The 15,602-nt window shown below is 44.9% G+C and carries 11 protein-coding genes; 10 read left to right on the forward strand and 1 reads right to left on the reverse strand.

Annotated elements, in window-relative coordinates:
* The first annotated feature begins 20 nt into the window (after positions 1-20).
* The 9 genes from V9W66_RS13440 to V9W66_RS13480 all read left to right on the forward strand — a co-directional run bounded on the left by V9W66_RS13440 (position 21) and on the right by V9W66_RS13480 (position 10,778).
* Entirely contained in the window at positions 21-1,049 is a 1,029-nt protein-coding gene (locus V9W66_RS13440) for a sugar ABC transporter substrate-binding protein (protein ID WP_144096179.1), read from the forward strand.
* Positions 1,027-2,535, forward strand: coding sequence for a sensor histidine kinase (locus tag V9W66_RS13445; RefSeq protein WP_439362784.1), 1,509 nt, complete (start codon positions 1,027-1,029; stop codon positions 2,533-2,535). Before V9W66_RS13440 ends, V9W66_RS13445 begins: the two co-directional genes overlap by 23 nt.
* Complete coding sequence (locus V9W66_RS13450) at positions 2,513-4,111, forward strand: response regulator transcription factor (protein WP_144096175.1); 1,599 nt, start codon at positions 2,513-2,515, stop codon at positions 4,109-4,111. The genes V9W66_RS13445 and V9W66_RS13450 overlap by 23 nt, the downstream gene beginning before the upstream one ends.
* 5 nt (positions 4,112-4,116) lie before the next feature.
* Positions 4,117-5,196 carry a sugar ABC transporter substrate-binding protein gene (locus tag V9W66_RS13455; RefSeq protein WP_243121848.1) on the forward strand — a complete coding sequence of 360 codons (1,080 nt, stop codon included), beginning with the start codon at positions 4,117-4,119 and terminating at the stop codon, positions 5,194-5,196.
* A gap of 308 nt (positions 5,197-5,504) precedes the next feature.
* Complete coding sequence (chvE, locus tag V9W66_RS13460; protein WP_243121851.1) at positions 5,505-6,533, forward strand: multiple monosaccharide ABC transporter substrate-binding protein; 1,029 nt, start codon at positions 5,505-5,507, stop codon at positions 6,531-6,533.
* A gap of 85 nt (positions 6,534-6,618) precedes the next feature.
* Positions 6,619-8,157, forward strand: coding sequence for a multiple monosaccharide ABC transporter ATP-binding protein (mmsA, locus tag V9W66_RS13465; protein ID WP_022426669.1), 1,539 nt, complete (start codon positions 6,619-6,621; stop codon positions 8,155-8,157).
* Positions 8,158-8,161: 4 nt separating this feature from the next.
* The gene (mmsB, locus tag V9W66_RS13470; protein ID WP_144096171.1) at positions 8,162-9,337 is read left to right on the forward strand and encodes a multiple monosaccharide ABC transporter permease; all 1,176 of its coding nucleotides are present in this window, start codon (positions 8,162-8,164) and stop codon (positions 9,335-9,337) included.
* A gap of 228 nt (positions 9,338-9,565) precedes the next feature.
* Complete coding sequence (locus V9W66_RS13475; RefSeq protein ID WP_092070221.1) at positions 9,566-10,357, forward strand: ParA family protein; 792 nt, start codon at positions 9,566-9,568, stop codon at positions 10,355-10,357.
* Complete coding sequence (locus tag V9W66_RS13480; RefSeq protein ID WP_144096169.1) at positions 10,344-10,778, forward strand: hypothetical protein; 435 nt, start codon at positions 10,344-10,346, stop codon at positions 10,776-10,778. Before V9W66_RS13475 ends, V9W66_RS13480 begins: the two co-directional genes overlap by 14 nt.
* A gap of 263 nt (positions 10,779-11,041) precedes the next feature.
* Here the strand turns inward: V9W66_RS13480 and V9W66_RS13485 are convergent, their stop codons facing one another.
* Positions 11,042-12,763, reverse strand: coding sequence for an ABC transporter ATP-binding protein (locus tag V9W66_RS13485; RefSeq protein ID WP_144096167.1), 1,722 nt, complete (start codon positions 12,761-12,763; stop codon positions 11,042-11,044).
* Between the two features lie 442 nt (positions 12,764-13,205).
* Here V9W66_RS13485 and V9W66_RS13490 point away from each other — a divergent pair, with 442 nt between their 5' ends.
* On the forward strand, positions 13,206-15,458 hold the full coding sequence (locus tag V9W66_RS13490; RefSeq protein WP_144096165.1) for a PTS transporter subunit IIABC: 2,253 nt from the start codon (positions 13,206-13,208) through the stop codon (positions 15,456-15,458).
* Positions 15,459-15,602: the final 144 nt, after the last annotated feature.

Genomic DNA, 15,602 nt, shown 5'->3' on the forward strand with positions numbered 1-15,602 from the left:
GAAACAGAACGGAGCGTACTATGAAGAGAAAATCAGTTTGCATCCTGCTGATCTTTGCTGCCGTGATAGTACTTACTTATGTGACAGGAGAATCCTATTACAGAGGAATCAGTGAAAAAGCAGGGTTGGATAAACAGGAAGAGAAAATATATAAATACCAGTACGACATGATCGTGGACAGCCCCGATTCCCAGTTCTGGCAGGCAGTATATGACAGTGCGAAGAAAAAAGCAGCTCCCAATAATGTACTGATTGAGATCATGGGGCCGGACAGAGAAACATCCTATGATAAACTTGATTATATGAATATGAGCATTGCGGCCAAGGCGGATGGGATTATCCTGCAGTATAATGGAGAAGCCGGTCTGGAAGAAGCAATCAATACTGCAGTAAGAAACGGAATACCGGTGGTTACAGTCATGAGTGATGCGGTGCACAGCCGCCGCCAGAGCTTTGTGGGAGTCAGCGATTATCAGCTTGGCATGGCTTACGGGGAAATTGTTGCCAAATACGTGGATGAGAACACGAAGAAGATCCTGATCCTGCAGAAACGGGACATTGATGATATGAACGAAAGTCAGATATACACTCAGATCAGCAATGCGGTGAAGGTGGCAGCTGGTTCTGAGGATATTGAGATCAAGGGAAGGAATCTTCTGTCAACAGGAACCTTTGAAACAGAGGAGGCAGTTACTGACATTTTTCAGCAGAAGCGGAATGTTCCGGATATCCTTGTGTGTATGGATGAGGAGACAACGGAGTGTGCAAGACAGGCAATTCTGGATTTCAACCTTGCAGGAAAAGTGAAGATCATTGGTTATTATACATCTGAGGATATTCTGGCGGCAGTTGAAAAAGGTGTTATTTCCGTTACCTGTGATGTGGACACGACCCAGCTGGGACAGTACAGTGTGGAGGCAGTTACCAGCTATATAGAAGATGGAAGAACCAATTCTTTCTACAACGTAGACATTAATTTTCTTGACAGAACAGCAGTGGAGAAGATGAGGAGGGAGGCAGTCACAGATGAAAAAGATCCGTTGGAGTGACTTTTCTCTTGTAAGCAAGATCATGATCGAGGTTGGCGTGCTGGCAGTTTTACTGTTCAGCATCAACATGCTGTTTTATGCGCGGATCAACAACTCCATGCAGGAGATGGATGATGTGTATGCCAGCAATGCCCAGATCACAGAGCTTGGGCAGGTTTTTGACGATGTGCATGACAGTATGTACCAGTATCTGAAGGTAAAAAGCTCCCAGGCACTGATGGATTATTATCAGAATGAGGCGAAATACAGGCAGGAGCTGGAGAAGTTAAATGAACGGAATATTGATGATTCCGTAAAACTTCTGGAGAAGAAGATACGTAAGATGTCGGAATCATATCTTTCCTGTACCGCAGGAACTGTAGCTGCCAAGAGAGGCAGGAATGTGGAGAAATATAAGCAGGAATATGATGAAAGTCTGGAGCTTTACAGTTATATCCAGAGTTCTATGGATGAGCTGAACAAGCAGCTTTTTAAAGAAAATTCCCAGACTTATGCAGCTCTCCGGGCGGTTATGAGATATCTGGAGATCAGTAATATGATGATCATGCTTCTGGTGGTGATCTGTGGAATGTTCCTTCTGATCATGGCAACAAGGGAGATGTTCCTGCCGCTGACTAATATGGCAGAAACTGCACAGCTGGTAGGTCAGGGGAATTTTAATGTAAAGATGCCCCCAGCAGATTCCAGGGATGAGCTTGGAACGGTAACAAGAGCCTTTAATACCATGGTGGATAATCTTGGTCTTTACATTGCCAGGACAAAAGCCAGCATGGAAAAAGAACAGCAGATGATAGAGAGGGAGCTTTTGATGGAAACACATCTCAAGGAGGCGCAGCTTAAGTATCACCAGTCTCAGATCAACCCGCATTTCCTTTTTAATTCCCTGAATGCAGGAGTACAGCTTGCAATGATGGAGGATGCAGAAAAAACCAGTATCTTTGTGGAAAAGATGGCAGATTTTTTTCGCTACAATGTAAAGAAGGGTGAGGAAGATGCCACACTGGAGGAAGAACTGGAGGCTGTGGACAATTACATTTATATTCTGAATGTACGGTTTGCCGGGGACATCCATTTTTCAAAAAAAGTGGAATGTGATGTGGAAAATGTACGTGTTCCCAGTATGATCCTGCAGCCGGTTGTGGAAAACGCAGTCAATCATGGAATCCGGAATATAGATTGGGAAGGCCATATTGATCTCAGTGTGGAGAAATGGAACGACCATATTGAGATCAGTGTTCGGGATAACGGACTGGGCATGACCGGAGAACAGATACAAAGAGTACTGTCAAAAAAAGTCCACAGCAGTTCAGGAGAGGGTGATTCCACGGGAATCGGAATGAATAATGTGATCAGCCGTCTGGAACTGTATTATGAGCGGGACGGATTAATGGAAATATACAGTGAAGGTGAAGGAATGGGAACAGAGGTAGTGATCAATATTCCTCTGGAGAGGAGCGAAAAAAATGTACAGAATCCTGATTGCTGATGATGAGGGGATCATGCTGGAATCCCTGAAAAATATTATAAGTTCCAACTATGGAAATGAATGTGAGATCCATACAGCCAAGACAGGCCGTGTGGTTGTGGAGGAGGCGGAGAAATATCCGCCGGATATCTGCTTTATGGACATTCAGATGCCGGGCTTAAGTGGGATCCAGGCAATCCGGGAAATTCAGAAATTTAACAGATCTGTGGTCTTTGTGATCATTACAGCCTATGATAAATTTAATTATGCCAAGGAAGCGGTAAATCTTGGCGTTATGGAATTTCTTACCAAGCCGGTAAACAAAAAGGTGATTCTGGAAATATGCTCCAAAGCTATGGAAAAGGTAGATTCCACAAGACAGAAGCGAAGCGATGATCTCCGTATCCGTGAAAAGCTGGAGACAGTTGTGCCCATGATCGAGAGCGGATATATCAATAATATTCTTCTGCAGGATGATTTTCAGACATATCAGGATAATTACAGGGAGCTTCTGGATATCCGGGAAGAATATGGATATATGATCGTGGCTGAATTCGGGGATTCCACGGAAAATGGCGTTCTTACCAATGCGGTGGGGGCCAGTGTGAAGGCAAACAAATTTTATTCCACATTCCGGGAAATCGCTCAGGGATTTTTTGAATGTCTGGTAGGACCCATTATGGGAAACCGTATTGTACTGCTTGTTCCGTACCGTAATTCCAGGGAGTCCTATGAGGAACGTGTGGAGGTTGTAACAAGAACCAGAAACATGGTACATAAGCTGGAAAGCAGGATCGACAGTAAATTTCGCTGTGGTATCGGCCGGGTGAAGGAGATGGGAAGCACCATGAAAGAATCCTTCAAGGAGGCCATGATCGCACTTCGGGAAAGCACCAGCCATGTGATACATATTGAGGATGTTCCGGCTGCACAGAAATATGACGGCGAATATCCAAGAGATCTGGAACGTCGCTATGAAAAGCGGGTGATGGATAAGGATGTGGCAGGAGCTTTAAGCTGTGCCGAGGAATTTATCAGGTGGATGGAGAAGCAGCCGGGAGTAGATCTGGAGGACATGCGCATCAAGATCCTGGAGCTTGTGATGGGAGTGGAAAAAAAGGCCTTTTTTGCAGGTACCGTGAAATATGCGATCAGCTGCCGCAGAAATTATATTCATGAGATCCAGGAATATACAGATATAGAAGGAATGAAAAAATGGTTCCTGGGCAAAACATCAGAAATCTGCAGTAACATGGAAAGTGCAAGGGAAAAAGAAGCGGTTTCTATTATCGAAAAAGCAAAGTCCTATATCCGGGACAATTACAAAAAAGATATTTCACTGGATGAGGTGTCACGGGAGGTGGATATCAGCCCTTATTATTTCAGCAAGCTTTTTAAGCAGGAGACCGGAGGAAATTTTATCGAGTATCTTACAGAAGTGCGGCTTCGGAATGCAAGAGAACTTCTCAAAGATTCAGGGCTTTCCATCAAGGAGATCTGTGCGGAATCCGGATACAGCGACCCCAATTATTTCAGCAGGATATTCAAAAAATACGAAGGCGTGACACCAAGTGAATTCAGAGAGAGGTTGAGGTAGACAATATGAGCGGGGGGAAAATGATCAGGAAGCTGTTGATCTTGCTGTGTCTGTTGACATTGATGCTGAATGGCTGCGCTTCCGAAAAAACAAAGCAGACAGCTGCACAGGAAAACGATACAGAGGAAGACAGTGGTGAAAAGAAAATTCAGATTGGTCTTACAGTGGATTCCTTTGTTATTGAGAGGTGGATTCGTGACAGGGATGTATTCGTGGCAACCGCAAGGGAATTGGGAGCGGAAGTGAATGTTCAGGATGCGGGAGCAGATACAAAAGAGCAGATCAGCCAGATCGACTATTTTATCAAAAAGCATATGGATGTGATCGTGATCATTGCCAGAGACTGCAAGGCATTATCTGAGGCTGTGGAGCGTGCCCACAATGCAGGGATCAGGGTGATCTCCTATGACCGTATGGTAAATGATGCGGATACAGACATGTATATTTCCTTTGATAACCGGAAAGTCGGAGAGGTCATGGCACAGTCCATGATGGAAGCGATCCCTGATGGCGGAAAGATTTTTATGGTCCAGGGATCTGCTTCAGATAACAATGTGGACATGGTAAAAGAGGGATTTGAAGACACTCTGAAAAACAGTGATCTGAAGGTGGTTTACGAAGCCAACTGTGAGGGCTGGATCGCGGAGCTGGCAGCAGATTATGTGGAGGAGGCACTGGAAGAGTACCCCGATGTAAAGGGAATCATGTGTGGAAATGATGATATTGCCAGCCAGGTGATACAGGTTCTTGCGGAAAACCAGCTTGCCGGACAGGTGATCGTGGTAGGCCAGGATGGCGATCTGGCTGCATGTCAGCGTATTGTAGAAGGAACCCAGTACATGACAGCATTTAAATCTATCGAAGATCTGGCATGCCAGGCAGCTGAATATGCGGTGAAGATGGCAGAAGAGGGAAAGCTTCCGTCAGATGTGACAGATACCATGAACGATGGAAGCTATGATATCCCGGCGAAGGTGCTGGAACCGGTTGCCGTTACAAGGGATAATATTGATGAGGTGATCATTGACGGCGGTTTCCACAGAAGGGATGAAGTATATCTCAATACAGATTATGATACAGAGTAATGCAGAACAGATTGCATACCGGCATATATGTGGTGGTGAAATTCTGCAAGTAATGTGGCAGTGTAGCCATATGTGCAATAATACACAATTATGACAAAAATCAATAGCAGATTTTTGGTACAAAAATGTCTTGCCTGATGCAGGGCATTTTTCTTTTGCAAAAAAATGTCTCTGTCATTGCCAACTATGTCCAGACAGTCCTGTGCTATAGTAACATCATCGAAGGAAACGTGATTCCAAAAACAAATAATGAAACGGAGGATTTTACAATGAAAAGAAAAATGGTATCTGCACTTCTTTGCGCAACAATGGTAGCTGGTATGGTGGTAGTTCCGGCAGCAACAGCACAGGCAGCAGACAAGAAACTGATCGGTGTTACCATGCCGACCAAGGATCTACAGAGATGGAACCAGGATGGCGAGAACATGAAGAAAGAGCTGGAGGCAGCAGGATATGAAGTAGACCTTCAGTATGCATCCAACGACGTAAGCACACAGGTTTCCCAGCTTGAGAACCAGGTAGCAAACGGATGCGACCTTCTGGTTGTGGCATCCATCGACGGAAGCAGCCTTGGCGAGCCACTGAAACAGGCCAAAGAAAAAGGAATTCCGGTGATCTCCTATGACCGTCTTCTTATGAATTCCGACGCAGTAACCTATTATGCAACATTCGATAACTACAAAGTAGGTCAGAAACAGGGCGAGTACCTGGTAGATGCACTGGATCTTGACAATCAGGACGGACCATTCAACATCGAGCTGTTCACAGGAGATCCTGGTGATAATAACTGTAACTTCTTCTTCGGTGGTGCAATGGATGTTCTCCAGAAATACATTGATGACGGAAAGCTGGTAGTAAAATCCGGTCAGACAGAGTTCGAGCAGGTTGCCACAGCTAACTGGGACAGCGCAAAAGCACAGGACAGAATGGATACCATTATCGCTGGTAACTACTCTGACGGAACAAATCTTGATGCAGTTCTCTGCTCCAATGATTCCACTGCACTTGGTGTTGAGAATGCACTGGCAGCTTCCTACACAGGAAAATATCCGATCATCACCGGTCAGGACTGTGACACACCAAACGTTAAGAACCTTGTAGCAGGAAAACAGGCAATGTCCGTATTCAAAGATACAAGAGCTCTTGCATCTGCAGTAGTAAAAATGGTTGACTCTGTCATGAAAGGTGAGGAGCCGGAAGTAAACGATACAAAATCCTATGACAACGGAACAGGTGTCATCCCGACATACCTTTGCGACCCGGTTGTTGTTACAACAGATAATTACAAAGAGATCCTGATCGATTCCGGATACTACACAGAGGATCAGATCAAATAAGTGGATTTTTAAGAACAGAACTTTATCATATGCAGGCGGGGATCATAACCGCCTGCATGAACAGTGGAAAGGGAGGGAAATTAAGTTGGCTAAGATACTTCTGGAAATGAAAAATATCACCAAAACTTTCCCAGGTGTAAAGGCACTGGACAACGTTAATCTCCAGGTTGAGGAAGGCGAGATCCACGCACTGGTAGGTGAGAACGGTGCCGGTAAATCTACATTAATGAATGTATTAAGTGGTATATATCCGTACGGTTCGTATGAAGGAAATATTATTTACGATGGTGAGATCTGTAAATTTAACACCATCAAAGACAGTGAACATAAAGGAATTGTGATCATTCACCAGGAACTGGCACTGATCCCGTATATGACTATCGGTGAAAACATGTACCTGGGCAATGAAAGAGGAAGGAGCTTTTCCATTAACTGGAATGAAACTTATGGGGAAGCAGATAAATATTTGAAAATAGTGGGACTGGAGGAATCCTCCAGAACTTTGATCAAGGATATCGGTGTAGGTAAACAGCAGCTGGTTGAGATCGCAAAGGCACTTGCAAAGAATGCAAAGCTGCTCATTCTGGATGAGCCTACCGCATCACTGAACGAAGATGACTCCAAAGCTCTTCTGGATCTTCTTCTGAAATTCAAGAAGCAGGGAATGACCTCTATCATCATTTCCCATAAATTAAATGAGATCTCCTATGTGGCAGATAAGATCACAGTTATCCGAGATGGATCTACCATTGAAACACTGGATAAAAAGAAAGACGATTTTTCTGAGCAGAGGATCATTCAGGGAATGGTTGGACGTGAGATGACAGACCGGTTCCCGAAACGTCCAAATGTAAAGATCGGCGATGTTTCCATGGAAGTTAAGAACTGGAATGTTTATCATCCGCTGTATACAGAACGTAAGGTGGTAAATAACGTATCCTTTAAAGTACATAAAGGTGAGGTTGTCGGTATTTCGGGACTGATGGGAGCAGGACGTACAGAACTGGCTATGAGTATTTTTGGCAAGAGCTATGGAACTAAAATTTCCGGACAGGTGTTCATGAACGGAAAAGAAGTGAAGCTGAATACAGTTCAGGAAGCCATCGACAACAAGCTTGCCTATGTTACAGAGGATCGAAAAGGAAACGGACTGATCCTTTCCAAGTCCATAAAGATGAACACTACGCTTGCAAACATGTCCGGTATCAGTAATGGAAAAGTGATCGATACGGATAAAGAATACGCAGTTGCTGAGGAATACAGGAAGAAACTGAAAACCAAGTGTCCGACAGTTGAGCAGAATGTCGGAAACCTGAGCGGTGGTAATCAGCAGAAAGTCCTTCTTGCAAAATGGATGTTTGCAGAGCCGGATATTCTGATTTTGGATGAACCTACAAGAGGTATTGACGTAGGTGCCAAATATGAAATCTACTGTATCATCAATGACCTGGTCGCAGCAGGAAAATCTGTGATCATGATCTCTTCTGAGCTTCCGGAAGTGCTTGGAATGTCAGACAGAATCTATATCATGAACGAGGGCAGATTCGTAGGTGAGGTAAGTGGTGAGGAAGCTACATCTGAGCTGATCATGTCCAGAATCGTGAAGTCAGGTAAAGGAGAGTAAGAAGATGGAGAAAAAGATTAGTTTTTCAGAAATATTAAAAAAATATACCATGGTCATTGTTCTGGTATTTGTTGTGATCATGTTTTCTGTGAACACAAAGGGCGTTATGCTTCTTCCGCAGAATGTAAATAACCTGGTAGCCCAGAATGCATATGTATTTATTCTTGCAACCGGTATGCTGTTCTGTATTTTAACAGGTGGTAACATCGATCTGTCAGTTGGTTCTGTTGTATGCTTTGTTGCTGCTGTCGGTGGTAAGATGATGGTTCTCAACAGTATGAACCCGTATCTCACTATGATCGTGATGCTTCTTGTGGGTATTGCCATTGGTGCATGGCAGGGCTTCTGGATCGCTTATGTACGAATTCCTCCATTTATTGTTACTCTGGCAGGTATGCTTGCTTTTCGTGGCCTTTCCAACGTAGTTCTGGAAGGACAGACCCTGGCCCCGATGCCGGATGCTTATCTGGCTCTGTTCAATAACTATATTCCGGACTTCCTTGGTGGAGGTGAAGGATTTAACAGAACATGTTTTGTAGTTGGCATTATTGTCTGCATCGTCTATGTTGCACTTGTTATGAAAAACCGTGCAGACCGTGCAAAAAAAGGCTACAGTGTTGAGTCTTTCGGTGGTGTTGCAGTGAAGATGGTTCTGATCTGTGTAGTTGTTCTTGCATTCATGTTCAGACTTGCTCAGTACAAAGGTATCCCGAATTCCCTTCTCTGGGTTGCAGTGATCATCGCAATCTATACATACATTGCTTCCAGGACTACAACAGGTCGTTATTTTTATGCAGTTGGCGGTAATGAGAAGGCAACAAAGCTTTCCGGTATTGACACAAACAAGGTTTATTTCCTTGCTTACCTGAACATGGGCCTTCTGGCAGCTATTGCAGGTATGGTGACAATGGCCAGACTGAACTCATCCAACCCACAGGCAGGTACAAACTTCGAGATGGATGCGATCGGTGCATGTTTCATCGGTGGTGCTTCTGCTTATGGTGGTACCGGTACAGTTCCCGGTGTTATCATCGGTGCTCTCCTTATGGGTGTTCTGAATCTTGGTATGAGTATCATGGGTATTGACCAGAATATCCAGAAGGTTGTCAAAGGTATGGTTCTTCTTGCAGCCGTTATCTTTGATGTTGTAAATAAGAGAAAATCCTTTATCGTAAAATAATAAAAATGAATGAAGTTTAGCAGCAGGCTTTCGGAATGATCTGAAGCCTGCTGCTTTTTGTATAGGAAATTATTCTGCAACAAGATTCTTCTTTTTGCTGTTGTTTTATGTGAGAGTTTTTTGTCAGATTTTGTGGTTTTATGGGGGATATGCTTGTTTTTGGGGGAGCGTTATATTATAATAAGGGAAAGTTAGTGATTTACGATTTTGTGTTGTCGGGAGGCTGTGATGGGAAATACAGTGACGATTTGTTTTGCGAATAATAAGGGCGGCAGCGGGAAGTCTACCAGCTGTTCCAATGTAGGTGCGGCACTGGCCGGTATGGGGAAGAAGGTTCTTCTTGTGGACGGCGATATGCAGCTGAATCTTTCCCTTTCATTTTTTGATGAAGAAGAAGTTCTGAAAATGGCTGCCGGGGAAAAAAATCTCTACTATGCCATTGGTCATCAGTCGGATCTCAGCGATTTTATCGTGCATACGAAGTATGAGAATCTGGATCTGGTTCCGTCGTCTACACTGATGAGCTCCGTGGAATATGAGCTTTTTACGAAATGGCAGAGAGAATTTATCCTGCGGAAATGCCTGCAGAAGATCAAGGATTCCGGGGTGTATGATTACATTCTCATCGATGCACCGCCGACTCTTGGCGGCTGGGTGATGAATATCCTGTGTGCATCGGATTACGTTCTGGTTCCAGTGGAGGCCAGCCCGTGGGGCATGTTTGGGCTTGCAAATATGTTTGATTTTCTGAATGAGGTCCGTGAGATCGCTCCGGCGCTTCAGGTTCTGGGAATCGTGGTGACCAAGGCAGATGCCAGAAAGAATTATTTCAAACAGACCATGGAGACTTTGAAAGAGATGGAAGGAATCTATCTTTTCGAATCCTTTATCCGTGTGGACAGCTCTATCGAATGGTCACAGGACAGCAGCGAGCCGGTTGTGGAATTCAAAAAAAGCAGCCGCAGCGCAAAAGAATACATAGCATTGGCAGAGGAGGTAATGGATCGTGTCAGTAGGTAAAGCAAGCATTGTAAGAGCAGTAAATGCAGAGAAAACAGCAAAGACAGAAGAGAGAGTTACAGAGGTAAAAGTGACAGAAAAGCCGACAGAAGTAAAGACAGAAACAGGAGAGAAAGCTGCTGAAAAAACAGTCGAAAAGAAAACCACAGCGAAAGCTCCGGCAAAGAAGACCACAGCAAGGAAAGCAGCCACAACAAAAACAACAGCAAAGAAAACCACCACCAGAAAGACGACAACACGAAAAACTGCAGCTAAGAAAACAGCCGCCGCAGAAACCACAACAGGAACCGTAGCTCAGAATGTGATCAGTGGAGGAAACGCCGATGAACTTCAGGCCAAGTTCCTCACCCCAAAGAAAGACGAGCCGGACAACAACCAGCCGGTAGGAATCAAGGATGAGCTTCCGGTTTATCTGCTGTAATATTTACTGAATTTTTTGGAAAATAAGTAACAAACAAAAAAGACTGCCATATATCCACATCATTCTTGATAAGATATACAGCAGTCTTTTATTTTTATCCCATAATAATCCAGTGGGACAGCGAAGCGCCTCCCACGTCCGTCTGCAATCAGTCAACATTCAACCCGTTCCGGCATGAAACACCAAGCGTGCCCAAGAGGGTGGGAGCTCGAGGGAGGGTCTTCGGGCTTCGCAACTATGAGATGACCCTCCCTCGTATCTTTTTACATATTGCAATACGCAGCATACAATCCATTCTTCTCAAGCAGCTCAGCATGTGTACCGCGTTCAGCGATACCATCCTCTGTGATCACAATGATCTCATCCGCATCACGGATCGTAGAAAGCCGGTGCGCGATCGTAATGGTAGTACGATTTTTTGAAAGCTCCTCCAGACTCTTCTGGATCCAACGTTCGCTTTCGTTATCCAGAGCGCTGGTGGCCTCATCCAGGATCAGGATCGGAGGATTCTTAAGGAATACACGTGCAATGGAGATCCGCTGCTTCTGTCCGCCGGAAAGGCGTGTGCCACGTTCTCCGACATACGTGTCGTATTTATCCGGAAGCTCCATGATAAAGTCATGGATACTCGCACATTTGGCGGCTTTGATGATCTCTTCATCGGAAGCTCCGGGCTTTCCGTAGGCAATATTATCCTTGATGGTTCCATCAAAAAGATAGACATCCTGCTGTACCATACCGATCTGGCTTCGAAGGCTCTTAAGAGTCAGCCCGCGGATATCCTTTCCGTCTACAGTAATGGAACCGCCGGTCACATCATAAAATCTGGGCAGGAGAGAGCAGATCGTGGTTTTTCCGCTTCCGGAAGGTCCCACCAGGGCAATGGATTTTCCTGCCGGGATATCAATAGAGATATCGGAAAGCACAGGAGTTTCATCATCGCTGTAATGAAAAGAAACATGGTCGTAACGCACATGTCCTTTCACATCCGTAAGCCCAACAGCGTTGTCTGCATCCCTGATCTCGGATTCTGTTTCCATCACATCCAGGAAACGGCGGAAACCGGAAAGACCCTTCTGCATCATTTCCACAAGCTCTACCAGAATCTGGATGGGGCTGATAAAGATTCCGATATACAGGGCATACATGGCAAGATCTGAAGTCTGCATTTCACCCTGAGCGATCAGATAGCCGCCGTAAACAAGAGTTACCAGGTACATCATGCCCTGGAAGAAAAGATTGGAACTCATGAAGCTTCCCATGCAGTGATAATTATCTCTTTTGGAAACAAGGAACGCTTCATTGCTTTTCTTAAATTTGGCACGTTCGATGTCCTCGTTTGCGAAGGACTGCACCACGCGGATTCCGGAAAGTGTATCCTGAAGACTGGCATTTACATCTCCGATCTTACGACGGTTTTCCATGAAGGTTTCCTGCATTTTGGCATTCTGACGAAAAGAAAAAACAAACATCACGATCACCAGGAGGATCAGCGGCAGTGCAAGCTTCCTGTTGATAAAGAACAGGAAGATAAAAGCACCGACAATCTTTACCAGAGAGATAAAAAGATTCTCAGGACCATGATGTGCAAACTCGGAAATATCAAAAAGATCACTGACCAGCTTGCTCATCATCTGACCGGAATTATTCCTGCTGTAATAGGAAAAAGACAGCTCCTGGTAATGGTCAAAAAGCTCCCGGCGCATATCACGCTCCATCTTTGCGCCCATCATATGTCCCTGACAGGTTACATAATATTTGCAGAGACTCTGCACAATGTACATAACAAAAAGAGAAGCTGCAATCACAGGGAGGGCATGAAGAATCATATCCTTATCCTGTGTAAAGAGAGTTTTTGTCATAGTACGAAGAATCTGGGGATAAGTAAGATCTACCAGACTGATAACGGCTGCACAGATCAGGTCAATAAAAAAGACCGCTTTGTACGGGCCGTAGTAGTGGATGAATTTCTTGATGGCATTCATCGGAAAAGTACCTCCGTTTTTATGAAATGTATAGTGTTGTCTGGGCAAAAAACATTGCTGCCGGACATTCTGTGTTCATCTTATCATAAGTAAGAATAAAGTCAAGATAAGTGAATTTCCAGTCTGTTTCGTTTCTGCATACTTTCTGAGAATAGAAGCTATATGACTGCTGTTTACAGGTAATATTCCGCGAGGGATTGCTGGCAACGGAGCGGATCGCAATACGAAGAGATATCTTTTTTGGAAAAAATCAATTTACTCCTTGACACAGAAGAACAAACCCCGTATAGTGTATTTCAGATTTGGTGTGTAACTGATAAGCAGGCATTAACCAGTCATAAATGTTATTATTTTTATTTGACGTTTATGGGGGTTGGTGTCTTTTTTTGTTGCCCACTTAAAAGACTCCCGCTCCAAAACGTCGAAAGAAAAGGAGAGAAACATGAAAGACAAAATTTTCGGAGTTTTGCAGCGTGTGGGACGTTCCTTTATGCTTCCCATAGCAATCCTTCCTGTGGCAGGCCTGCTTCTTGGCTTCGGCAGTTCCTTCACAAATGAAACGACCATTGCAACCTACGGACTTCAGAAGATTCTGGGAGACGGAACGATTTTACATGCACTCCTGATCATTATGAACAAAGTCGGAAGCGCGGTATTTGATAACCTGCCGCTGATCTTTGCAGTAGGCGTGGCCATCGGTATGGCAAAAAAAGAGAAAGAGGTAGCAGCTCTTTCCGCACTGATCGCTTACTTCGTTATGAATGTAGCCATCAATGGTATGCTGGTAGTAAATGACAAGATCACAGCAGACGGACAGATCGCAAAAAGCGTTCTGGAAGGTACTGTAACCTCTGTCTGCGGCATCCAGTCCTTACAGATGGGTGTGTTTGGCGGTATTATCGTTGGCCTTGGTGTTGCGGCTTTGCATAACCGTTTTCATAAGATCGTGCTTCCAAACGCACTTTCCTTCTTCGGTGGTTCCAGATTTGTGCCCATCATTTCCACCATTGTATATATGTTTGTGGGAATCCTGATGTATTTCGTATGGCCGGCAGTTCAGAACGGTATTTATGCTCTGGGCGGTCTTGTAACAGGTAGCGGCTATATCGGAACTCTGATCTTCGGTATTATCAAACGTGCGCTGATCCCCTTCGGACTTCATCACGTATTTTATATGCCATTCTGGCAGACAGCCGTTGGCGGGACTATGGAGGTTGCAGGCCAGATGGTACAGGGCGGACAGAACATCTTTTTCGCCCAGCTTGCAGATTCCGCAAATGTAGCGCATTTCAGCGCAGATGCAACAAGATATTTTTCCGGAGAGTTCATTTTCATGATCTTCGGTCTTCCGGGAGCAGCTCTTGCCATGTATCGCTGTGCAAAGCCTGAGAAGAAAAAAGCAGCAGGCGGACTTCTTCTTTCCGCAGCCCTTGCATGTATGCTCACAGGAATCACAGAGCCACTGGAGTTCTCTTTCCTGTTTGTAGCGCCTGCATTGTTTGCAGTACAGGTTGTTCTTGCAGGTGCGGCTTATATGATTGCACATATGCTGAACATTGCGGTAGGACTTACCTTTTCCGGCGGTTTTCTTGATCTGTTCCTGTTCGGAATCCTTCAGGGAAATGAAAAGACAAGCTGGCTCAGAATTATCCCGGTTGGTATTATTTACTTTATTCTCTACTATGTGATCTTTACTTTCCTGATCAAAAAGTTTGACTTCAAGACTCCGGGACGTGAGGATGACGACACAGAAACAAAGCTTTATACAAAAGCAGATGTAAACGCGAGAAAAGAAGCCGGAAAAGCCGGTGAAGCAGCAGGAAGCACATCTGCAGATCCGGTAAGTGAAGCCATCACAGCCGGTCTTGGCGGAAAGAAAAACATCAGCGATGTGGACTGCTGTGCAACAAGACTCCGTATCACCGTCCATGATGCAGCAAGAGTCAACGACGACATTCTGAAAACAACAGGCTCCAGAGGAATCGTGAAAAAAGGCCAGGGCGTGCAGATCATCTACGGTCCCCAGGTAACTGTGATCAAATCCAAGCTGGAGGATTATCTGGAGACAGCGCCGAATGAATATTTTGAAGGTGCAAATGAGAAAGAAACAGACAATGCGGAAAATCAGGCTCCGTCTGATACAGAGCGTACAGCAGAAAGTACAGGTGAGGCTGCTCAGAACACAGCTCCGACATCCGAAGCCAGCACGCAGCCGGAGAAAAAGGTTCTCAGAACAGCGATTGTCTACAGCCCGGTAACCGGTATCGCAGCAGATCTTTCTACAGCGCCGGATGAAGGCTTCGCAGAAGGAATGATGGGAGAGGGTGCTGTAGTCACACCGAAGGACCCGGTGATCTGTGCTCCGGAAGACGGCGAGGTAGAGTTTATTTTTGACACAAAGCATGCCATCGGATTCCAGACAGATACAGATCTTCCTATGCTCCTCCATATCGGCATTGACACTGTAAAGCTGGAAGGAAAAGGCTTTGAGATCCTGGTAGAGCAGGGACAGCATGTAAAAAAAGGCGAGCCGTTGATGAAGATTGACATCCCGTATCTTACAGAAAACGCTCCGTCCTTATGTTCTCCGATCCTCTGCACAGAGATCGAGGATAACCAGAGAGTACGCCTTCTTGCCAATGGAGAGATCAAGGCAGGAGAGCCGCTGTTCGCAGTGGAGACTGTGGAAGAATAGGAAATTTTTCAGCAATAATATAGATGATTGGTTTTATGAAAAGCGCGCCTGATGCCCGGGTGCGCTTTTCCTGTAGCAGGAGAAAATAACTGTCTGCCGGAAGGGCTTTACACAAAAGACAGATTCTGTTACGATAAAGAAAAT

Source organism: Blautia massiliensis (ex Durand et al. 2017), from assembly GCF_051861785.1.
GTDB lineage: Bacteria > Bacillota > Clostridia > Lachnospirales > Lachnospiraceae > Blautia_A > Blautia_A luti_A.